19 protein-coding genes are annotated in these 19,413 nt (G+C 60.6%); 6 read left to right on the top strand and 13 right to left on the bottom strand.

Translation table 11 applies throughout. The features are described from left to right. Positions 1–23: 23 nt before the first annotated feature. The 7 genes from GTP58_RS00540 to GTP58_RS00510 form a co-directional block, all read right to left on the bottom strand. Positions 24–404 carry a VOC family protein gene (locus tag GTP58_RS00540; RefSeq protein ID WP_161075852.1) on the bottom strand — a complete coding sequence of 127 codons (381 nt, stop codon included), beginning with the start codon at positions 402–404 and terminating at the stop codon, positions 24–26. Continuing rightward, the gene (locus GTP58_RS00535; protein ID WP_161075851.1) at positions 404–784 is read right to left on the bottom strand and encodes a VOC family protein; all 381 of its coding nucleotides are present in this window, start codon (positions 782–784) and stop codon (positions 404–406) included. The genes GTP58_RS00540 and GTP58_RS00535 overlap by 1 nt, the downstream gene beginning before the upstream one ends. 3 nt (positions 785–787) lie before the next feature. Beyond that, a complete protein-coding gene (locus GTP58_RS00530) occupies positions 788–1,591 on the bottom strand; it encodes an amino acid ABC transporter substrate-binding protein (protein WP_161075850.1) in 804 nt (267 codons plus the stop codon). Between the two features lie 8 nt (positions 1,592–1,599). Further along, the gene (ftsB, locus tag GTP58_RS00525) at positions 1,600–1,929 is read right to left on the bottom strand and encodes a cell division protein FtsB (RefSeq protein WP_161075849.1); all 330 of its coding nucleotides are present in this window, start codon (positions 1,927–1,929) and stop codon (positions 1,600–1,602) included. A gap of 52 nt (positions 1,930–1,981) precedes the next feature. Then, on the bottom strand, positions 1,982–3,265 hold the full coding sequence (gene eno / locus GTP58_RS00520; RefSeq protein WP_161075848.1) for a phosphopyruvate hydratase: 1,284 nt from the start codon (positions 3,263–3,265) through the stop codon (positions 1,982–1,984). Between the two features lie 125 nt (positions 3,266–3,390). Next, a complete protein-coding gene (kdsA, locus tag GTP58_RS00515; RefSeq protein ID WP_072781227.1) occupies positions 3,391–4,245 on the bottom strand; it encodes a 3-deoxy-8-phosphooctulonate synthase in 855 nt (284 codons plus the stop codon). Next, a complete protein-coding gene (locus tag GTP58_RS00510) occupies positions 4,242–5,912 on the bottom strand; it encodes a CTP synthase (RefSeq protein WP_072781228.1) in 1,671 nt (556 codons plus the stop codon). The genes kdsA and GTP58_RS00510 overlap by 4 nt, the downstream gene beginning before the upstream one ends. 144 nt (positions 5,913–6,056) lie before the next feature. Here GTP58_RS00510 and GTP58_RS00505 point away from each other — a divergent pair, with 144 nt between their 5' ends. Both GTP58_RS00505 and GTP58_RS00500 read left to right on the top strand, forming a co-directional pair. After that, the gene (locus GTP58_RS00505; protein ID WP_072781230.1) at positions 6,057–6,482 is read left to right on the top strand and encodes a PRC-barrel domain-containing protein; all 426 of its coding nucleotides are present in this window, start codon (positions 6,057–6,059) and stop codon (positions 6,480–6,482) included. Continuing rightward, positions 6,482–6,658 carry a hypothetical protein gene (locus GTP58_RS00500; protein WP_161075847.1) on the top strand — a complete coding sequence of 59 codons (177 nt, stop codon included), beginning with the start codon at positions 6,482–6,484 and terminating at the stop codon, positions 6,656–6,658. The genes GTP58_RS00505 and GTP58_RS00500 overlap by 1 nt, the downstream gene beginning before the upstream one ends. Here GTP58_RS00500 and GTP58_RS00495 read toward each other — a convergent pair. The 6 genes from GTP58_RS00495 to GTP58_RS00470 all read right to left on the bottom strand — a co-directional run bounded on the left by GTP58_RS00495 (position 6,655) and on the right by GTP58_RS00470 (position 14,935). Next, positions 6,655–9,822: an error-prone DNA polymerase gene (locus GTP58_RS00495; RefSeq protein ID WP_161075846.1), complete on the bottom strand. Its 3,168-nt coding sequence runs from the start codon at positions 9,820–9,822 to the stop codon at positions 6,655–6,657. The two genes, GTP58_RS00500 and GTP58_RS00495, sit on opposite strands and share 4 nt — an antisense overlap. Positions 9,823–10,000: 178 nt before the next feature. Continuing rightward, entirely contained in the window at positions 10,001–10,453 is a 453-nt protein-coding gene (locus GTP58_RS00490; protein ID WP_161075845.1) for a helix-turn-helix domain-containing protein, read from the bottom strand. Positions 10,454–10,533: 80 nt separating this feature from the next. Next, positions 10,534–11,811 carry an NADH:flavin oxidoreductase/NADH oxidase family protein gene (locus tag GTP58_RS00485; RefSeq protein ID WP_161075844.1) on the bottom strand — a complete coding sequence of 426 codons (1,278 nt, stop codon included), beginning with the start codon at positions 11,809–11,811 and terminating at the stop codon, positions 10,534–10,536. Positions 11,812–11,816: 5 nt separating this feature from the next. Beyond that, positions 11,817–12,779, bottom strand: coding sequence for an MBL fold metallo-hydrolase (locus GTP58_RS00480; protein WP_202413445.1), 963 nt, complete (start codon positions 12,777–12,779; stop codon positions 11,817–11,819). 19 nt (positions 12,780–12,798) lie between these two features. Next, positions 12,799–13,815, bottom strand: a complete 1,017-nt coding sequence (locus GTP58_RS00475; RefSeq protein WP_161075843.1) for an NADP-dependent oxidoreductase — start codon at positions 13,813–13,815, stop codon at positions 12,799–12,801. A 316-nt stretch (positions 13,816–14,131) separates the two neighbouring features. Beyond that, positions 14,132–14,935 carry an alpha/beta fold hydrolase gene (locus GTP58_RS00470; protein ID WP_229215387.1) on the bottom strand — a complete coding sequence of 268 codons (804 nt, stop codon included), beginning with the start codon at positions 14,933–14,935 and terminating at the stop codon, positions 14,132–14,134. Between the two features lie 90 nt (positions 14,936–15,025). Here GTP58_RS00470 and GTP58_RS00465 point away from each other — a divergent pair, with 90 nt between their 5' ends. The 4 genes from GTP58_RS00465 to GTP58_RS00450 all read left to right on the top strand — a co-directional run bounded on the left by GTP58_RS00465 (position 15,026) and on the right by GTP58_RS00450 (position 19,413). Further along, positions 15,026–15,811 carry a PhzF family phenazine biosynthesis protein gene (locus tag GTP58_RS00465; protein WP_161075841.1) on the top strand — a complete coding sequence of 262 codons (786 nt, stop codon included), beginning with the start codon at positions 15,026–15,028 and terminating at the stop codon, positions 15,809–15,811. A gap of 132 nt (positions 15,812–15,943) precedes the next feature. Next, positions 15,944–18,334, top strand: a complete 2,391-nt coding sequence (locus GTP58_RS00460; RefSeq protein WP_161075840.1) for a TonB-dependent receptor — start codon at positions 15,944–15,946, stop codon at positions 18,332–18,334. Between the two features lie 2 nt (positions 18,335–18,336). Then, a complete protein-coding gene (locus tag GTP58_RS00455) occupies positions 18,337–18,867 on the top strand; it encodes a GNAT family N-acetyltransferase (RefSeq protein WP_202413444.1) in 531 nt (176 codons plus the stop codon). A gap of 84 nt (positions 18,868–18,951) precedes the next feature. Continuing rightward, entirely contained in the window at positions 18,952–19,413 is a 462-nt protein-coding gene (locus GTP58_RS00450) for a DUF2844 domain-containing protein (RefSeq protein ID WP_072781240.1), read from the top strand.

The following is a 19,413-nucleotide window of genomic DNA, read 5'->3' as shown; positions in this document are numbered from 1 at the left end:
CGGATAAAACCAGGGAGCTTATTTTAGCTGACCGGACGGTTGATGACTGCTTCGATACGATGACCGTCCGGATCGATCAGAAAGGCGGCGTAGTAATGGTCGCCGTAGTCTTCACGCAAGCCCGGCGCACCATTATCGGCGCCGCCCGTGCTCAGGCCGGCAGCATGGAAATCCTGCACGGCCTCGCGGGTTGGCGCGGCAAACGCCATGTGGAAGCCAGCCCCCGGCGGCGTGGCGTCAGGCCGCAGCTTCAGGCATAGCAGATCCTTGTCTTCTTCGTAGCCATAACCAATCGCTGTGTCGTCTTCAAACACGCGGCGCATGCCGAGCGCACCCAGCACGGCGTCATAAAAGACGCCGGACAGCGCCAGGTCACGCACGCCAAAAGAGATGTGATGCAGCATCAGGACTCCAGTTGTTGGCCGACTTCCCAGCTGTGGCCAGCCGGATCGACAAAGTTAATCGTGCGCAGGCCCCATGGCCGGTCCAGCGGGCCATTGATGGCAATGCCGCGCTGCGTCAGGCGTTCGTAGACTGCCTGCACATCCGGCACCCAGATGCTCAACTGGAAGCGCGAGCCAGCGTCACGCGGCGCCACCGTACCCGGCGCGATGATCTCCGGCGCATGGGCAATCTGCAGCAGGTTGATGAGCAGGTTCTCGAATTTGACGACCGTGCAGTTGTCGTCTTCGTAGACCACCGGCACCTCGAACACGTCGAGATAAAACGCCTTCGCCGCTGGCAGGTCTTCAACAAACAGGCTGATGGCGCTGATGTGTTTCATGGTTCAGTCCTTGCGGTAGCGTTGCATCACGTAGCCGAGGCGGCCACGGTTTTTGTCCAGCCAGGTCCACAGGGCTTCGCTCTGTTTGGGGTGGGCGCGGTAAAAATTGTCGTTGAACGCCAGCCAGACACGGACGTTGAGCAGCGGCTGCGGCAGCTGTTCGATTTCGCCTTTATACCTGGCCAGTGTTTCCTTGAGATGGGCTGGCGCCACCGCTGCCACCACCACGCCATCCACCCGGCCCAGCTTGAGCTTTTCGATATTGCGGTCGAGGTCGCGGCCGCCGTCATCCAGCGTCAGCCCGGCTTCGCGCAGGCGCGCGACGTAGCTGTTTCCTTGCGGGATGCCCAGCATCTTGCCGCGGAAGTATTGCATGGGATTGGTGCTCGCGGGCAGCTTGTCGCGCGTGCGTACCAGCACCAGCACCTTGTTGTGCAAGGCGCGTTCAAGATCGATATTGCCGGCCTTATCGCGCGGCAGCGCAATCTCGGCAGGATAGAAACTCAGCTCCGCCAGCGGCGCCAGGTCGATGTCGCCATTGGTCAGCGCCACTTTCAAGCGGGCGATGGGCAAGCGTACCCACACGGGCGTACAGCCAAAACCGGCGCCCTTGACGGCATCGCTGATGAGATCAACGGCGGCGCCCGGCGGATCGGGCACCTTCTCGCCTTCGCCCAGCCAGTAAGGTGGACGGTTCTGGTCCATATAACCGACGCGCAGCGGAATGCAGCCCGGACCGGCAGCCTGTGCGGCAGGTGTGGCGGCGGCCACGGCCAACATCAGCAATATGCCAGCGCGTCGCTTCATGAAGGAACTCAGTGTTCGGGAGGTTCAGCTGGCTTGGGCGCCAGCGGTGCAAGAGCAGCAGCCTGGCCCTTGCCGACGATTTGAATGAAAATCTCGTTCTGCTTGATCATGCTGAGCTCGTAGCGAGCCCGTTCCTCGACCGCGCCGGTGCCGTCCTTGAGGTCGCGCACTTCGGAGTCGAGCTTGGCGTTGCGGGCGATCAGCTCCGCATTTTTCCGGTGCGCCTCGTTGACCTGGGCTTCAAAATCCGCCACGCGCAGCCAGCCGCCCTTCCCCAGCCAAAGCGGGTACTGGATCAGCAACAGCAGGCATGCCAGTGCGAGGGTAATCAGACGCATATCTCAAGAAAAATCAAACAGCGGCCGGATGATTCCGGCCGCATTTGCGGTATTACTTCAGATTATAGAACGCATCGCGGCCTGGGTAGGAAGCGATGTCGCCCAGATCTTCTTCGATACGCAGCAGCTGGTTGTACTTGGCCATGCGGTCCGAACGCGACATCGAGCCGGTCTTGATCTGCAGGGCGTTCAGGCCAACCGCGATATCGGCGATGGTCGAATCTTCGGTTTCGCCCGAACGGTGCGAGATCACGGCGGTGTAGCCGGCGCGCTTGGCCATTTCGATGGCGGCGAAGGTTTCGGTCAGGGTGCCGATCTGGTTAATCTTGATCAGGATCGAGTTGGCGATGCCCTTCTGGATGCCTTCTTTCAGGATCTTGGTGTTGGTGACGTACAGGTCGTCGCCGACCAGCTGCACTTTCTTGCCCAGTTCCTTGGTCAGGATCGCCCAGCCGTCCCAGTCGCCTTCGTGCATCGCGTCTTCGATCGAGATGATCGGGTACTTGTCGCACCAGGTCGCCAGCAGGTTGGTGAACTCGGTCGCGGTCAGCGACAGGCCTTCGCCTTCCAGTTCGTATTTGCCGTCTTTGTAGAATTCCGACGCGGCGCAGTCCAGGCCAATCGCGATCTGGGTGCCTGGCTCGTAGCCGGCTTGCTCGATCGCTTCAATGATCAGCTTGATCGCTTCTTCGTGGTTGGCCAGCGAAGGAGCAAAACCGCCTTCGTCGCCGACGTTGGTGTTCAGGCCCTTCTTGTGCAGGATCTTTTTCAGCGTGTGGAACACTTCCGCGCCGTAACGGACGGCTTCCTTGAACGACGGTGCGCCCACGGGAATGATCATGAATTCCTGGATGTCCAGGTTGTTGTCGGCGTGTGCGCCGCCGTTGATCACGTTCATCATCGGCACTGGCAGCTGCATCGCGCCCGAACCGCCGAAATAGCGGTACAGCGGCAGGCCGGCTTCTTCCGCAGCGGCTTTGGCCACCGCCATCGACACCGCCAGCATGGCGTTGGCGCCCAGGCGTGCCTTGTTTTCGGTACCGTCCAGGTCGATCAGAGTGCGGTCCAGGAACGCTTGTTCATTGGCGTCCAGGCCCATGATGGCTTCCGAGATTTCGGTGTTGATGTTTTCGCAGGCTTTCAGTACGCCCTTGCCGAAGTAACGCTTCGGATCGCCGTCACGCAGTTCGATCGCTTCGCGCGAACCGGTCGAGGCGCCCGACGGTACCGCAGCGCGGCCCATCACGCCCGATTCCAGCAGCACGTCGCATTCGACGGTTGGATTGCCGCGCGAATCGATTACTTCACGGCCGATAATATCAACAATAGCACTCATGTCATTCTCCAAAGTTAGGCGATACAGAGTCGCGCTGCGTCTTTACGCGCGTTGCGAACAAGGATAACGGGAATTGTACCCGGTGCAGACAAGATTGCTAAATTCTCTACACCGGGTAGGCTGCTTTAGTTGAAGCTGTTCTCCAGGAAGCCAGCTTTTTTGGTAATGCGGTCCAGCTCGATCAGAACGGACAGCAAGTCCTTCATTTTGCCCAGCGGAACGGCGTTAGGGCCGTCCGACAGTGCTTCTGCAGGGTTGGGATGGGTTTCCATGAACAGGCCGTCGACGCCGACCGCCACTGCCGCACGCGACAGCACCGGCACCATTTCGCGCATGCCGCCCGACGACGTGCCGTTACCGCCTGGCAGCTGTACCGAGTGGGTGGCATCAAACACGACCGGCGCACCGGTTTCGCGCATGATGGCCAGCGAGCGCATGTCGGACACCAGGTTGTTGTAGCCGAACGAGGCGCCACGTTCGCAGGCCATGAAGTTGTCTTCGATGAGACCGGCTTCCTTGGCGGCAGCGCGGGCTTTGTCGATGACGTTCTTCATGTCGTGCGGCGCCAGGAACTGGCCCTTCTTGATGTTGACCGGCAGGCCGGACTGTGCGCAGGCGATGATGAAATCGGTCTGGCGGCACAGGAAGGCCGGGGTCTGCAGCACGTCGACGACTTTCGATGCGACTTCGATGTCTTCGATCGAGTGCACGTCGGTCAGCACCGGCACGCCCAGCTCGCGCTTGACGGCGGCCAGGATCTCCAGGCCCTGTTCGCGGCCAGGGCCACGGTAGGACTTACCCGAGGAACGGTTGGCCTTGTCGAACGACGCCTTGAAGATGAACGGAATGCCCAGCTCGGTGGTGATGTCTTTCAGCGTGCCGGCGGTGTCGAACGCCATCTGGCGCGATTCGACGACACAGTTACCGGAAATCAGAAAGAACGGTTGGTCCAGGCCTACGTCGAATCCGCACAGTTTCATGCCGCCTCTCCTTGCAGTTCAGGGGCACCGCTCGCGGCCTTGTGGGCCAGCGCTGCCTTGATGTAAGACGTGAACAGCGGGTGGCCATCACGCGGGGTGGATTTGAATTCCGGGTGGTACTGCACGCCCATATACCATGGGTGTGCGTTGTCGCCGCTACGTGGCAGTTCCATGATTTCGCACAGGTCTTCGGTCGGCGTACGGGCTGCCACCACCAGGCCGGCCGCTTCCACGCGTGGCAGGTAGTGGTTGTTGGCTTCATAGCGGTGACGGTGACGCTCGGTCACCACCGCGCCGTAGATTTCCGAGGCCAGCGTGCCTGGCTTGATGGCGCAGGTTTGCGCGCCCAGGCGCATGGTGCCGCCCAGATCGGAATTCTCGTCGCGTTTTTCAACCTTGCCGTCCTGGCCTTGCCATTCGTCGATCAGGGCGACCACTGGCTGTGGCGTGCCCAGGTCGAACTCGGTCGAGTTCGCTTCGCTCAGACCCGCCTTGTGGCGCGCGTATTCGATCAGCGCTACTTGCATGCCCAGGCAGATGCCCAGGTAAGGGATCTTGTTTTCACGGGCGAAGCGCGCCGCCATGATCTTGCCTTCCACGCCGCGCTTGCCGAAACCGCCCGGTACCAGGATGGCATCGTACTTGGCCAGCGAGGCGCAACCGATGGTTTCGATCTCTTCCGAATCGATGTACTCGATGTTGACCTTGGATTCGGTATGGATGCCGGCGTGGCGCAGCGCTTCGGTCAGCGACTTGTACGACTCGGTCAGTTCCACATACTTGCCGACCATGCCGATCGACACTTCCTGCTTCGGATGCTCTTGCGTGTAGATCAGCTTGGTCCAGACCGACAGGTCGGCTGGGGCCGGGTTGATGTCCAGCGCTTCGCAGATGATGGTGTCCAGGCCCTGGTCGTGCAGCATTTGCGGCACTTTGTAGATGGTGTCGACGTCCCATACCGAAATCACGGCCTGCTCTTCGATGTTGGAGAACAGCGAGATCTTGGCGCGCTCGTCGTCAGGGATCGGACGGTCGGCGCGGCACAGCAGCGCGTTGGGCGAGATGCCGATTTCGCGCAGCTTCTGTACCGAGTGCTGGGTCGGCTTGGTTTTCAGTTCGCCAGCGGAAGCAATGTACGGCACCAGCGTCAGGTGCACGAACGCGGCGTTCTTGCGGCCAGCGCGCAGGCTCAGCTGACGGGCCGCTTCCAGGAACGGCAGCGATTCGATATCGCCCACGGTACCGCCGATTTCGCACAGGGCGACGTCATAACCTTCCGCGCCACGGCGGATGTAGTCCTGGATTTCGTTGGTGATGTGCGGAATCACCTGCACGGTTTTGCCCAGGTATTCGCCACGGCGTTCCTTGCGGATCACCGATTCGTAGATCTGGCCGGTGGTGAAGTTGTTCACCTTCTTCATGCGGGTGCTGATGAAGCGCTCGTAGTGGCCGAGGTCCAGGTCGGTTTCAGCGCCGTCGTCAGTGACGAACACTTCACCGTGTTGCATTGGGGACATCGTGCCAGGGTCCACGTTGATGTACGGGTCCAGCTTGAGCATGGTGACTTTGAGGCCGCGCGATTCAAGGATCGCAGCGAGGGAAGCAGCGGCGATCCCTTTACCCAGGGAAGACACGACGCCGCCGGTGACGAAGACAAATTTGGTCATTGCGGAAGGTGCCGAACGGCACATGCGGGAAATTGAAATTATACCCTAAAACGGCCAATTCTTCACCTTCCATGTGCATCAGCGTACAGACTCGGCTTGCATAAAAGAACAAAATGACAACTCATTAATCAAAGGAGATCCGTGATGAGCTACGAAGATCGTGATCAATATGGCATGTACGTGGACAACGGCCACAAAGGCCCCGGCCCCGAGCTGATGGGCGCCGATACCCTGATTGGCGACCACGTCCACAACCTCAAAAACGAGCACCTGGGCGAGATCAAAGAGATCATGCTGGACATGCACACCGGGAAAATCGCCTACGCCGTGATGGCATCGGGCGGCGTGCTGACCATCGGTGAAAAGCTGTTTGCCGTGCCGTGGGAAGCGTTGACGCTGGACACCGTCAACAAACGCTTCACGCTGAATCTCGACAAGGAACGCATCGAGGCCGCCCCGGGCTTCGACAAGGACCACTGGCCGGACATGGCCAACCAGACCTGGGCCAGCCAGGTGCATAGCTACTACGGCACCAGCGGCGGCGTCCGCAGCGACCTCGGAGCACGATAATGTTTGCCGCCATCCTCGTGCTGGTCGGCATCGCCGGTCTGGCAACTCACTGGTTGTACCGTAACTTTCTGCGCCGTCCTGAGCGTCTAAAGGAAGGCATGCCCGTCATGCTCAGCGGTTGGACTGACGGGCACGAATCGATGGTGGCGGTACATTTGCGCCGCAGACCGCGCTAACAGAAATCCCGGCTGACGGTCGGCAGCCGTCCCAGCAAATGGGACATGTCGACCAGCCGCTTGGCAACCAGGTGGCGCACCATGCCCTCCTGCTGCCACACCCCATACACCCCGAGCAGCGGCGCACTCAGCACCTCGCGCCGCTGCTGCTCCAGCAACGCCGGCCAGATGATGACGTTGACGTTGCCGGTTTCATCTTCCAGTGTCATGAAAATCACGCCCTTGGCGGTACCCGGCCGCTGCCGCACCGTCACCATGCCGCACGCGCGCGCCACCATATTGTTGGTGTAGGTGTTGAGAATTTCCGCCGGCATGAAGCGGTGCTTGAGCAAGGTGGCGCGCAGCAGCGCGACCGGATGGCGGCGCAGGCTGAGCCCGTGCGAGCGGTAGTCGCCCAGAATATCCTCGCCTTCGCTCGGCGCTTGCAAGGCGGGCGTTTCCTCGTCAGGCATGGTCGGCCGCAGCAAATCCTTGTCCGGCACCGCGCCCACCGCTTGCCACAGTGCCGTGCGGCGATGGCCGGCCAACTGGCTCAGCGCATCGCCCCCCGCCAGCGCATGCAAGGCATGGCGGTCCAGGTCCGCGCGCCGCGCCAGATCGGCCACGCTGGCAAACGGCTGCTGTGCCCGCGCCTGTTCAATCCGCTCTGCAGCCTTGGCGTTCATCCCGCTCAACAGCGACAAGCCCAGGCGCACCGCTGGCTGGCCACGTTTGCCGGTGGGTTCCTCCAATGACGAATCCCAGCCGCTGATGGTGACATCAATTTCGCGCACCACCACGCCGTGCCGCCTGGCATCCTGCACCAGTTGCGAGGGACTGTAAAAGCCCATCGGCTGGCTGTTCAGCAGCGCGCACAGGAACGCTGCCGGCTCATGGCATTTGATCCAGGAACTGGCATAGCTCAGCAGTGCAAAGCTGGCCGAATGCGACTCGGGAAAACCGTATTCGCCAAAGCCCTGAATCTGCCGGCAAATCGCGTCAGCGAAATCATCGTCGTAGCCGCGTTCGCGCATGCCATCCTTGATGCGCTGCTCGTATTTGTCGACGCCGCCCTTGCGCTTCCACGCAGCCATGGCGCGGCGCAGCTGATCGGATTCGCCTTCCGTAAAGCCGGCGGCAATCTGGGCAATCTGCATCACCTGTTCCTGGAAGATGGGCACGCCCAGCGTGCGGCCCAGCGCTTCCTCCAGGCGCGGCGGAAAGTTGACCGGCTCCTTGCCCATGCGGCGCTTCAGGTAGGGATGGACCATGCCGCCCTCGATCGGCCCGGGCCGCACGATGGCCACCTCGATCACCAGATCGTAGAAGGTCTTGGGCCGCAGGCGCGGCAGCATGCTCATCTGCGCACGCGACTCGATCTGGAATACGCCGATGGTGTCAGCCTCGCAGATCATGCCGTAAGTCTCGGCATCCTCGGAGGGAATATCCTGCATGCGGAAACGTGCACCGCGCTGCTCGCTCAGCAAGTCCAGCGCGCGCCGCAGTGCAGACAGCATGCCCAGGGCCAGCACGTCCACCTTCATCAGGCCGAGCTCTTCGAGATCGTCCTTGTCCCACTGGATGACGTAGCGGTTTTCCATGGTGGCCGCCTCGATCGGCACCAGCCGCGTCAGCTTGCCGTGCGAGATCACAAAGCCGCCTGGATGCTGCGACAAATGGCGTGGCACGCCCAGCAGCGCAAACGCCAGCGCCGCCCACTGCTGGGCGATTTGCGATGCCGGATCAAGCCCGCATTCCGCCATCCGGCCCAGCAGGTCATGGCGGCTATCGAACCAGCGCTGCGACTTGCAAACCTTCTCCACAATCGCCAGATCCACGCCGACCGCCTTGCCGCTGTCGCGCAGCGCGCTCTTGGGACGATAGCTGATGACCACCGCCGCCAGCGCAGCACGGTCGCGGCCATATTTCTCGTAGATGTATTGAATCACCTCCTCGCGCCGCTGGTGTTCGAAGTCAACGTCGATGTCCGGCGGTTCGTTGCGTTCCTTGGAGATAAAACGGCCTGTCAGCATCTTGCTGCGTTCGGGATCAACCTCGGTGACACCGAGGCAATAGCACACCACCGAGTTGGCCGCCGAGCCGCGGCCCTGGCACAGAATATCCTTGCTACGCGCGAACTTGACGATGTCATACACGGTCAAAAAATAGGCTTCATATTCGAGGTCGGCAATCAGCGCCAGCTCTGTTTCAATTTGCTTGCGCACTTTCTCCGATGCGCCGGCAGACCAGCGAACCAGGACACCCTTCTCCACTTCCTGCCGCAAGTAACTGGCGGGCGTATGGCCGGGCGGGATCAACTCTTTCGGATATTCGTACTTGAGCTCGTCCAGATTGAATTTGCACTGCCCGGCAATGCGTACGGTTTCCGCCAGCGCGGCGCGCGGATAGATGTTCGCCAGCCGCATCCGCGAGCGCAAGTGCTGCTCGGCGCTCTGCGCCAGCGCGTAGCCGCAATCGCCGACTGCCTTGCCGAGACTGATGGCCGTCATCGTATCCTGCAAGGGCTTGCGCGAGCGCACGTGCATGCACACATGGCCCACCGCCGCCACCGCCATCTGATGCTGCGACGCCACCTCCGCAATGCTGAGCCGGTGCGCCTCATCAAACGCGCGCTGCAGCAGATTCAAGCCCATCCACACCCGGCCCGGAAACGTCGCCTCCATCCATGCCGCCTGGACGTGCAGCCGGTCCACATCCCTGGCCGTGTGCGACGGATATTGCGGCAGCAGTATCAGCAAGCAATCCGGCAGGCCCTGCAGGTGCGCGAACTCCGCCGGCGGCGACGCCAGATCGGCCGGCGTGAGCAGATAGCTGCCCTTGGCCACCCGGTTGCGTCCTATCGTAATCAGCTCGCACAGATTGCCGTAGCCTTCACGGTTCTGCGCCAGCGCTACAAACGACAGCGCCGGTGTGCCATCCGGATGCGTCAGCTGGAAATAGCTGCCGATGATGAGCGGGAACTTGGCCGCCTTCGCCTCCGCATGCGCCCGTACCACACCAGCCAGCGAGCACTCATCCGTTATTGCCAGCGCCGCATAATCCAGCTGCACCGCGCGCGCCACCAGCTCCTGCGCATGGGAAGCCCCCTGCAGGAAGGAAAAATTAGAAAGGCAGAACAGCTCGGCATATTCCGGCAGTCCCACGGCGGGCGATGGCGTGCTCATATTGAATACTGTGTTTTTATACAGCATTCTACACCACCGTCACGTCTCCGCCTATTGATGTTGCCCGGCCAACATTGCGCTCGAACCGGCTATCGATCCCGCGGGAATCGGCGTGGCCTGACTCGCGGGGTATAGCTGCGCGATCCTCCCGTTTGAACTAAAGTCAAGGTAGATGTGGTTAAGTCTTTCTCCGATTAGGCTCCAGACGGATTTCCGATGGCCCAATCAGGCGGCCAGAGGCGGATCTGACTTCCAGTTTTGGAATGACTGTCCCGTCAGCCACATCGATCATGTCTACGGGATGCGGATTGGGGGCAAACAGCCAACGGTCACCCCATTGGCGAAGTGCCACCACCGCAGTGGCGAGATCTTCTCCCATCGGGGTGAGCACGTACTCAAGGCGTTTGGCATTTTCCGCGATCGGTTGCCGTACCAATACGCCGCCATCCACCAGCTTCTTCAAGCGCGCAGTCAGCAAATTGCGCGACATCTGCAGCCGCTCTTGAAAATCATCAAAGCGGCGCACGCCGGCAAAGGCCTCCCTGAGAATGAGGAGGCTGCCCCATTCGCCGATGAGGTCAACCGCGCGCGCCATCGGGCAGTTAACTTCTGCCCACACCTTGCGTTGCATGTGTTCAATCCTTCTGTATTGGAAGTGAGAACAGTAACATAGATACCATCGCCAACTGAAGTCCTCCCCATCGCGCAACGTTAGCGGGACAACTGCATCGCGTGTCGCCGATGGCGCCGTATCCGCGCAAAGTCTTGAACCACATGCCTGATGAATGCGCGACGCGGACTGAAATCTGGCTCAGGAGCCGTTCCCGCAGCGAGGCATTCGATTTGATGGTAATACCAGCTGGCCTGACACAGATTATTCATGGTCCGCATGATAGCCGAACGGCTATTAGGCCCCCAATAACCGCTTCCCAGCACAAGTTCGCTTTCCGGAATAGGCAGCACCTCAAGCGCCTGGGACATCAGGCGCTTGGGCAGATCCGGAACCAGGCAGAATGGGCGGGCAATTCCAATTGCGTCGGTGGTGCCTTGCTGCAATGCACGCTTCATTCCCGAGCTGGTGCGAAATCCTCCCGTCACCATCACCGGCATTATTGCGACCTGCTTAATCGCTTCGGCATACTCGAGGAATGTGGCTTCCCGTCGGCGGGTACTGGTTCTGATTTGATCCTCCGGAATGGCGCTGAACATGACCAGGCTCTCATAAGTTCCGCCCGAAATTTCCAGCAGATCCACCTTGGCCAGGCTCAACCAGTCAACCACTTGCAGGCATTCTTCGAGGGTAAATCCGCCCTGGACAAAGTCAGCGGAATTGAGCTTGACGGAAATGGTGAACCTGTCGCCAACACGCGCCCTCACCGCTCTCACCACATCCAGCAAAAGGCGCGCGCGATTGGCCAGCGATCCTCCCCATTGGTCGTCCCGCAGGTTGGTGCGCTGCGACAGGAATTGTGAGAGCAAATAGCCATGCGCCGCATGTATTTGCACGCCATCGAAGCCTGCTTGTTGCAACAGGGATGCTGTGCGTACAAAGCGTTCAGTGATTTCTGCAATATCAGCTGCAGTTGCCGCCCTTGGCTCGCCAAAGTTTCGCGCCAGGTCCAGCTTAATCGCGGACGGCGCCAACGGCGTGCCACAAATTTGCCGCGGACATTGCCGGCCTGGATGACTGATCTGGCCCCACAGCGTGCTGCCGCCGGCATGCACCGCAGCGGCCCAATCGGCCAGCGCAGGGAGGGCGCTGTCGTCCTCCACAATCACATTGCCGGCCCGCTCCAGATAGCGCCGGTCAATCATGATATTTCCGGTGATGAGCGCGGCAGCGCCGCCTTCAGACCAGGTCCGATACAGGCGGGCGTGCGCGGGGGTTGGCCAGCCATTGGGCCCGGCCAGGCCCTCCGTCATCGCGGCCTTGATGAGCCGGTTAGATAGTTTCTGCCCTGAGGCAAGTTCTAAAGTGTGTTCGATCATGGTGCTTACTTACCGTTGGTCAGCAAATTTGTTCCACTCAACAAGGCAAGGCCGCTATACCAGAGCGGCCCGGTGTTGAGATGGTCGGGATACAGGCTGATCATCTGCTGATAGTAGTCCAGCGGTTTCGGGCGGGCGGCCAGCAGACGGCGGGCATCCTGCAGGTATTTCCGCGTATCGGCGATGGCATGGGGATCGTCCTTCAGCAACTGGTTCTTGTGACCGGCAATGACAATCTGCGGATGCAATGAGTCCACTTTATCCAAGGCGTGGAGCCAGGCATCCAAGCCGCCGTTGCCGCTTTCTAGCAAAAATGGATGGATGCCGTTGTAGACCACATCGCCGGCCGCCACCAATCCCAGCGATGGCACATACAAAACCGTGGTGTCGTCGGTATCACTGTGCCCTACCGCAACCGCGAGGACGAGGTTGCCTTCCAAATCCAGACCGCCGGCGGGGATCGGGCGCGCGAGTACCGGCGTGTCGCCGATTTGCCCCGGAAAATTGCGTTCAAACATCTGACGCAGTTCGGGCGCATTTTGTTGATGCATATGCCCTATCGTCTCTGGGGTCGCATACGCAACGGCATCAGGGAACCGCTCCAGAATCTGCCTGGTACCCGCCCAATGGTCACCGTGACCGTGCGTGGTGTAGATGTATTTGAGATGTTTCCCCGACCGGGCAATCCATTCCACCACTTCCCGCGTTTGCCCGATGCTCATCGGCGGATCGACCAGGATGGCGTCATCGCGTCCGAAGATCAGCGTCGATGTGATGGGCGAAGAAACTATCGGTTCGCCGGAGGGTAGCCTGGCGCCGCCAGCCCTGACCAGGCCCTGCGTAACGTGCACCTCATAGCCAAGTTTTGCCGGAGCGGCGTTGGCAACCGCAGTTTGTGCCGAGCCTTCCTGCGATGTCATGAACATCACCAGTGCCAGCGCCGACAGTTTGGAAGAATTCCACATCATGATTGATCCTTTCAATGGACTAAGCTTTGGAAACGTCTTGAGCAATCACATCCACAACGATCTTGCCGCGTGTGTGACCTGTCGCTAGCGCCGCATAGGCAGCGGCCAGCTGGCTCAAAGGGAAGACCTGGCTGACAAAGGGCTGCACGATCCCGTCTTGTATCAAGGCGGCGATTTCGCCGAGTTGCGCGCCATCTGGCCGGGTCAGCGGCCCATGGAATTCAGCGTTACGGGAAGCAGCAAGCGCCTCGAACCCGGCCACATTGGCTGCCGCCGCCCTGGCAACGGGTTCAGGCAAACCCAGAGACATGAATGCCCGCGCATCGGACATCCGGACCAGGCCCACATAACGACCGCCAGGCGCCAGGCTCAGGATCGAGCGCTCAGTCAGATCGCCGCTGACACCGTCGTAGACGACATCAAACGGGCCGACATCTTCAAAACGCTCACGGGTGTAATCAAGCGCCCGGTCCACACCCAATTCCTTGAGAAATGCTTGATTGGCAGTGCCAGCGGTCGCTGTCACCTGTGCGCCCACATGTTTGGCAAGCTGAATTGCGAATGTGCCCACGCCACCAGCACCCGCTTGAACCAGTAGGCGTTCACGCGCCTTCAGGTGCGCGCGCTCAAAAAACGCTTGCCAGGTGGTCAGCGCGACAGTGGGCAAACTGGCTGCCTCGATGTGGGAGATGTTTGACGGCTTGCGCGCCAAAAGATTTTGCGCAACCGCCACCTGCTCGGCATAAGCGCCAGAGGTCTGGTTGGACAGGCGCGCGAACACCTCGTCACCCACTTGAAAATCCGAATCCACCGGCGCTTGCAACACTACGCCCGAGACATCGAAGCCCGGCACGTGCGGGAACGCCAGGGGCATGAGTTGACGATAGTGACCAGCACGGATTGCCAATTCCACCGGATTGACGCCGGCCGCATGCACCTGAATCAGCACCTCGCCATCTTTGACAACCGGATCGGGCACCTCGCCCAATGTCACAACTTCATTACCGCCGTAGCCGGTCAAAAACGCTGCCTTCATATTGGATTCTCCATCAGTAACTGCTTGGGATTTGAAATTAGTCCCATTATTAAACTAATCAGCGGACCCAACTTTAGCACATTAGTCTCATTATTGAACTTTTTTAGTTAAAACCTGACTAAATTAGTTGGATATTTCAAAAGCGGTGAAGGACCTGATGCAGAAAACTTGCTGATGACCTGCTATCGCCAATGTTTGCTCCAGCCGACGTCACTCGCGGATGATGGTCGACCGACAGTCCCACGGTGGGCGATGGCGTGCTCATAGTGAATACTGTGTTTTTATACAAAACCCTACAACATCGTCACGTCTCCACCTATTGATGTTGCCCAGCCTCCATTACGTCTTTAATGGCTTGCACCACCACCTCTGGCGAGGCGCTCTGCATTTGGTGGTCGGAATCGACCACCACGGTTTTGGCGTGGGGGTACAAGGCGCGTACGAAGGCAATGGTTTGCGGGTCGCTGTTGACGACGCCAAAATCGACGGGCACCGCGGTTGCTCCCTTGGGCTGGTTGACCAGGCGCACCATCGGCTTGCTGTCGATGTCGCCCTGGGCCATCACCTGCTCGCCGGTTTCGTAGATGCCGCTGATTTCTTTGCGCACCATGCTGGAAAAGAACAGCCATTCGCCCGCACGCGTCAGCAATGGAAAATCCTCCTGCTTCTTGATCACGCGCGGATACAGGGCATCGACCAGCACGATGCCAGCGACTTCCTCTGGATGGCGCTTGGCGAACAGCTGCATGTACAGCCCGCCCAGCGAATGCCCCACCAGGATATAGGGCGGCGCCAGACCTTCATGCAGGAGATTGCGGCGCAGTTCTTCAACGATGGTCAGGCCGTCGCGTGGTGTTGCCGTGTCTGCGCTCTTGCCATAGCCCGGCCGGTTGTAGGCAAACACCGACGCTTGCGGCGCGATGCCATCGATGACCTTGTCCCATTTATCCACGGTGGCGCGGGAACCATTTTCAAACACGACCGTGGCCTGCGCCGCCGGATTTTTCATGGCCACCAGCTCGACCTTGCGGCCATCGATCAACTGGGTGGTGGCCGTGGCGGCCAGCACGGGAGCGGCCAGTATCAGCCCTGCCAAGCAAAACGCGGCGTGCTTTGTCATAATGCCTATCCTTAACGAAAACCGCATTCTTGCCTGCGCCTGACACGCAAACCGCAGGGATGCGATGAAACGCAGATTCAAGGGACCAGAATGCAAAATTCGCAAGTACAGGAACTGCTGTGCTTTGGCATCGCTCCAGGCAGCGGCAACGCCGCGCTGGTCGTGCAACACGACCGTTCCAGCACCGGGCAGCGCCAGCAGTTTGCGGCGCAGCGCAACCAGCCTGCCTGCGTGTTCATCGACCAGGTGGATGGCGGCCTGGTGCTGGATTATTTTTATCCGCATACGCGCAGCCCGCTCTGCCTGCACGCCACGCTGGCGGCGGCACGGGTGCTGCTGTCGTCTGGGCAGCCTCGCCTCACCGTCCGCACTGCCCTGCGCGGCCAGGAACTGACTTTGTTATGGCAGGACGGTGACGTGTTCATCGAACTCAGCCCGCAAGCGGTACCGCAGGTAGCGATTGCACCGGAACTGCCAGGCCAGCTGCTGGCCGTGCCGGGCATCGACCTGCGCTCGCCCCCCGTGATCGCCTCGGTCGGCAGCCCCAAGCTGCTGCTGGAAGTGGCCGACAGCGCCACGCTGCACGCCCTCACGCCAGATCTGCCGCGCGTTGCGGCATGGGGCAAGGCACACCAGGTCAGCGGCTGCTATGTCTGGTGCCGTCGTCCGGACGGCGCGCTGGAAGGCCGCAACATCAACCATCTGGACCCGGCGGGCGAAGACGGCGCCACCGGTGTGGCGGCCGGCGCGCTCACGGTGCACCTGCAAACGGGCGTGACCTTGTACCAGGGCGCCAACCTGGGCACGCCGTGCAAACTGCGCACGGAATTCCGAAATGAAACAATTTTAATCGGCGGCCGCACGGAACTTGCGTAGTGCTACGTAAGTGAAACGTTGTACTGGCGCGCCCATACAACAGAAAATAATGTTTGAGCGCAAAATTGCCAGAAAATCAGCTATCCATATGAATAATTTGCATAAAATCAAATTTTTCATGGGAGACGACTCGTGCTCAAAACAACAACCTTACGTAAAGCCGTCTTGTTCAGTCTGTATGGCGCCAGTGCGCTGGCGCTGACGCCAGAGACCTACGCCCAAACCGCCGACGGCGCCGTGCAGTCGGTCAGCATCGTGGGGTCGCGCCGCGCCGCCAGCTCGGCCACCGACACCGTCGTACCCGTGGATATCATTCCACTCAGCAAAGCCGGCGAAACCGGCGGCCAGTTCGATCTGGCGCAGACGCTGACCTATATTTCGCCATCGTTCAACTCCACGCGTCAGACCGGCTCCGATGGCGCCGACCTGGTGGACTCGGCCGCGCTGCGCGGCCTGGGTTCGGACCAGACCCTGGTGCTGGTCAACGGCAAACGCCGCCACACCACCGCGCTGGTCAACCTGTTTGGCGCGCGTAATCGCGGCAACACCGGTACCGACATGAACGCCATCCCGATGATGGCGATTAAAGACGTGCAAATCCTGCGTGACGGCGCTGCCGCCCAGTACGGTTCGGACGCGATTGCCGGTGTCATGGACATCGGCCTCAAAAAATCCAAAGGCTGCGAAGCCGTGACCGGATTCAGCGAATACAGCAAGCGCGATGGCAAGAACTACATGGCTTCCGCCTACTGCGGTTTTGAGATCGGCAATGGCGGCGTGCTCGGCGTGACCGGCGAGTACCTGGACCGTGGCCGCTCCAACCGCGCCGACGCCGACAACCCGCGCACCATCGGCGACAGCAAAACCAAGAACCAGACCATCTACCTGAACGGCGAGCTGCCCACCACTGGCACCGGCAAGCTGTACTTCACGGCCGGCGCGCAAAGCCGCGATGCCTCGTCGGGCGCCTGGGCGCGCGGCGGCATCGGTAGTGACGATATCCCGTCGCGCAACTCGGCGGCCATGTACCCGAACGGCTTCGTGCCATTCATCAACGCCAAGATCGACGACCGCTACGGCACCATCGGCCATCGCAACCAGATCGGCGACTGGAATATGGACCTGTCGCAGACCTACGGCTACAACAAGATGATCTACGACATCAGCAACACGCTGAATGCGTCGATCGCCAACAAGGACCTGCTGGCCGGCGGCAAAGGCGTCAGCCCGAGCAGCTTCAACGCGGGCGGCTTCTCGTTTGAACAGCTGACCACCAACCTCGACTTCAACCGCTACTTCGATGGCGTGTTTGGCAGCGGTGGCCTGAACGTGGCATTCGGTGGCGAATACCGTCACGAGAACTACAAGATCTACGCTGGCGAAACGGGTTCCTACATTGATGCCGATGGCGTCGGGATTGGCGGCGCCGCTGGCAGCCAGGGCTTCCCGGGCTTCCAGCCTGGCGACCAGGTCAACGCCAATCGCCATAGCCTGGCCGTCTACCTCGATCTGGAAGCCGACCTGAGCGACACGGTCAAGGCACAGGGCGCGGTCCGCCATGAAAAGTACAGCGACTTCGGCTCGACCACCACCGGCAAGCTGGCTGGCAGCTGGCGCGTGGCCCCGACCGTGCTGCTGCGCGGCTCGGCCTCGACCGGCTTCCGTGCACCGTCGCTGCAGCAGATGTACTTCTCGTCGACCTTCACCGACTTCATCGGCGGCGTGCCGACCGACGTGGTGCTGGCGCCAAACAACAGCCCGGTCACCAACCTGGCCGGCATTCCCAAGCTGAAGGAAGAAAAGTCCACCAGCTTCACGCTGGGCTCGACCTGGACGCCAACGCAAGCCGTGTCCGTCACCGCCGACCTGTACCAGATCAAGATCAAGGACCGCATCGTGCTGTCGGGCCGTTTTGACGACAGCAACTACCCGGACCTGGCAGCCAAGCTGGCCACGCTGGGCGTCGGCCAGGCGCAGTTCTTCGTCAACTCGGTCGACACCAAGACCAAGGGCCTGGACCTGACCGCGTCGCACAAAACCACGTTTGGCGCCGACAAGTTGACCACCTTCCTGGCCATGAACATCAGCAAGACCGAAGTGACCGGCATTCACGCGCCAGCGTCGCTGAAAGGTTATGAGGATGTGCTGCTGTCGGAGAAGGAACGCCTGTACATCGAACAGGGTGCACCACGTTCCAAGGCCACGCTGGGCTTCGACTACACGCACGGCGCCTGGGAAAGCGACCTGAAAATTATTCACTTTGGTCCACAGACTCTGGGTACCTACAGCGGCACCGCAGCTGGTGTCGCGAACCAGCACTACGAGTCCAAAACCTCGGCGGACCTGGCGTTCACCTACACCATCAACAAGAACATGAAGTTCACGTTTGGTGGCAATAACATCTTCAACGTCCACCCAAGCACGCAGAACCCGGATGAAACCGATAACGGTTTCAAATACGAGTCGGTGCAGTTTGGCTTGAACGGCGCGTCCTACTTCGGCCGCCTGTACGTGAAGTTCTAAGCATGATCCAGCTGCGCGCCCACGGTTTCCTGCTGCGGCCCTTCGTGGAAACCGACGCTGCCGCCTTTGCGGCGGCGGTGCGCGAATCCACCGAGACACTCGCCGTCTGGATGCCGTGGGCGCGCAGCGACTACACCGAGCAGGATGCGCTGGACTGGTTTGCCTTTTGCGCGGCAGGCCACGCCAGCGGCAGTGCCTACGAGTTCGGCATCTTCCGCCAGGATGACCTGCGCTTTGTTGGCGGCGCGGGCCTGAACCACTTCAATTCCGTTCATGGCTTCTGCAATCTCGGTTACTGGATACGCAGCTCGGCCTACCGCCAGGGCGCAGCCACGGCCGCAGTCGCCGCGCTGGCACGCCATGCATTTGACACCCTGCAGCTGTCACGCGTGGAAATCGTGGTCGCTGAGGGTAACGAAGCCAGCATGGGCGTGGCGCGCAAATCCGGTGCCACTTATGAATGCCTGGCGCGCAACCGCGTGCGCCTGAGCCAGGGCCCGGTCGCGGCCCACATCTTTTCGCTGATTCCGTAACGTTTGCTTACATCTCGCTAACTTAATCCAACTCGCAGCGGCCCTACACTCTGATTGTCTTAATTTTCGGCAATGAGGTGTTCCATGCGCCGCGCGTTCACATTGATGTTATTCCTGTCCCTGCTGCAAGGCGCACTCGCCTGGGCAGCGTTGGGCAGCACGCCTTCCAATTTCGGCGGCACGCCGACCCAGACCCGGATGGCGGCACGCAGCCTGGCTGCCAGCGCCAGTGAATCGGTCTACACCGTCAGCCAGTCCACACTGGACAGCGGCACCATCGTGCGCGAGTACGTGGATAGCAACGGTGTGGTGTTTGCCGTCAGCTGGAACGGCCCGACGCTGCCGGACCTGCGCACGCTGCTTGGCGATAAATTCACCGTCATGACCAGCAACGCGGCCAAGCGGCCCAAGGCCGGCCACTCGCAGCTGGCGGTGGACCAGTCCGATGTGGTGATCGTTTCCAACGGCCATATGCGCGCTTACACCGGGCAAGCCTGGATCCCCGGCGCACTGCCGGCCGGCTTCGACACCAGTAGCATCGAATAA

The sequence above is a fragment of the Duganella sp. CY15W genome, assembly GCF_009857555.1.
GTDB lineage: Bacteria > Pseudomonadota > Gammaproteobacteria > Burkholderiales > Burkholderiaceae_D > Rugamonas > Rugamonas sacchari.
Note: the sequence above shows the minus strand (reverse complement) of the source record. Positions and strands in the feature narration are given on the sequence as shown.

Bases quoted from the DNA above. Each gene is read 5' to 3' on its own strand.
- GTP58_RS00540 (WP_161075852.1), bottom strand. From the start codon at position 404: ATGCTGCATCACATCTCTTTTGGCGTGCGTGACCTGGCGCTGTCCGGC.
- GTP58_RS00535 (WP_161075851.1), bottom strand. From the start codon at position 784: ATGAAACACATCAGCGCCATCAGCCTGTTTGTTGAAGACCTGCCAGCG.
- GTP58_RS00530 (WP_161075850.1), bottom strand. From the start codon at position 1,591: ATGAAGCGACGCGCTGGCATATTGCTGATGTTGGCCGTGGCCGCCGCC.
- ftsB (WP_161075849.1), bottom strand. From the start codon at position 1,929: ATGCGTCTGATTACCCTCGCACTGGCATGCCTGCTGTTGCTGATCCAG.
- eno (WP_161075848.1), bottom strand. From the start codon at position 3,265: ATGAGTGCTATTGTTGATATTATCGGCCGTGAAGTAATCGATTCGCGC.
- kdsA (WP_072781227.1), bottom strand. From the start codon at position 4,245: ATGAAACTGTGCGGATTCGACGTAGGCCTGGACCAACCGTTCTTTCTG.
- GTP58_RS00510 (WP_072781228.1), bottom strand. From the start codon at position 5,912: ATGACCAAATTTGTCTTCGTCACCGGCGGCGTCGTGTCTTCCCTGGGT.
- GTP58_RS00505 (WP_072781230.1), top strand. From the start codon at position 6,057: ATGAGCTACGAAGATCGTGATCAATATGGCATGTACGTGGACAACGGC.
- GTP58_RS00500 (WP_161075847.1), top strand. From the start codon at position 6,482: ATGTTTGCCGCCATCCTCGTGCTGGTCGGCATCGCCGGTCTGGCAACT.
- GTP58_RS00495 (WP_161075846.1), bottom strand. From the start codon at position 9,822: ATGAGCACGCCATCGCCCGCCGTGGGACTGCCGGAATATGCCGAGCTG.
- GTP58_RS00490 (WP_161075845.1), bottom strand. From the start codon at position 10,453: ATGCAACGCAAGGTGTGGGCAGAAGTTAACTGCCCGATGGCGCGCGCG.
- GTP58_RS00485 (WP_161075844.1), bottom strand. From the start codon at position 11,811: ATGATCGAACACACTTTAGAACTTGCCTCAGGGCAGAAACTATCTAAC.
- GTP58_RS00480 (WP_202413445.1), bottom strand. From the start codon at position 12,779: ATGATGTGGAATTCTTCCAAACTGTCGGCGCTGGCACTGGTGATGTTC.
- GTP58_RS00475 (WP_161075843.1), bottom strand. From the start codon at position 13,815: ATGAAGGCAGCGTTTTTGACCGGCTACGGCGGTAATGAAGTTGTGACA.
- GTP58_RS00470 (WP_229215387.1), bottom strand. From the start codon at position 14,935: ATGACAAAGCACGCCGCGTTTTGCTTGGCAGGGCTGATACTGGCCGCT.
- GTP58_RS00465 (WP_161075841.1), top strand. From the start codon at position 15,026: ATGCAAAATTCGCAAGTACAGGAACTGCTGTGCTTTGGCATCGCTCCA.
- GTP58_RS00455 (WP_202413444.1), top strand. From the start codon at position 18,337: ATGATCCAGCTGCGCGCCCACGGTTTCCTGCTGCGGCCCTTCGTGGAA.
- GTP58_RS00450 (WP_072781240.1), top strand. From the start codon at position 18,952: ATGCGCCGCGCGTTCACATTGATGTTATTCCTGTCCCTGCTGCAAGGC.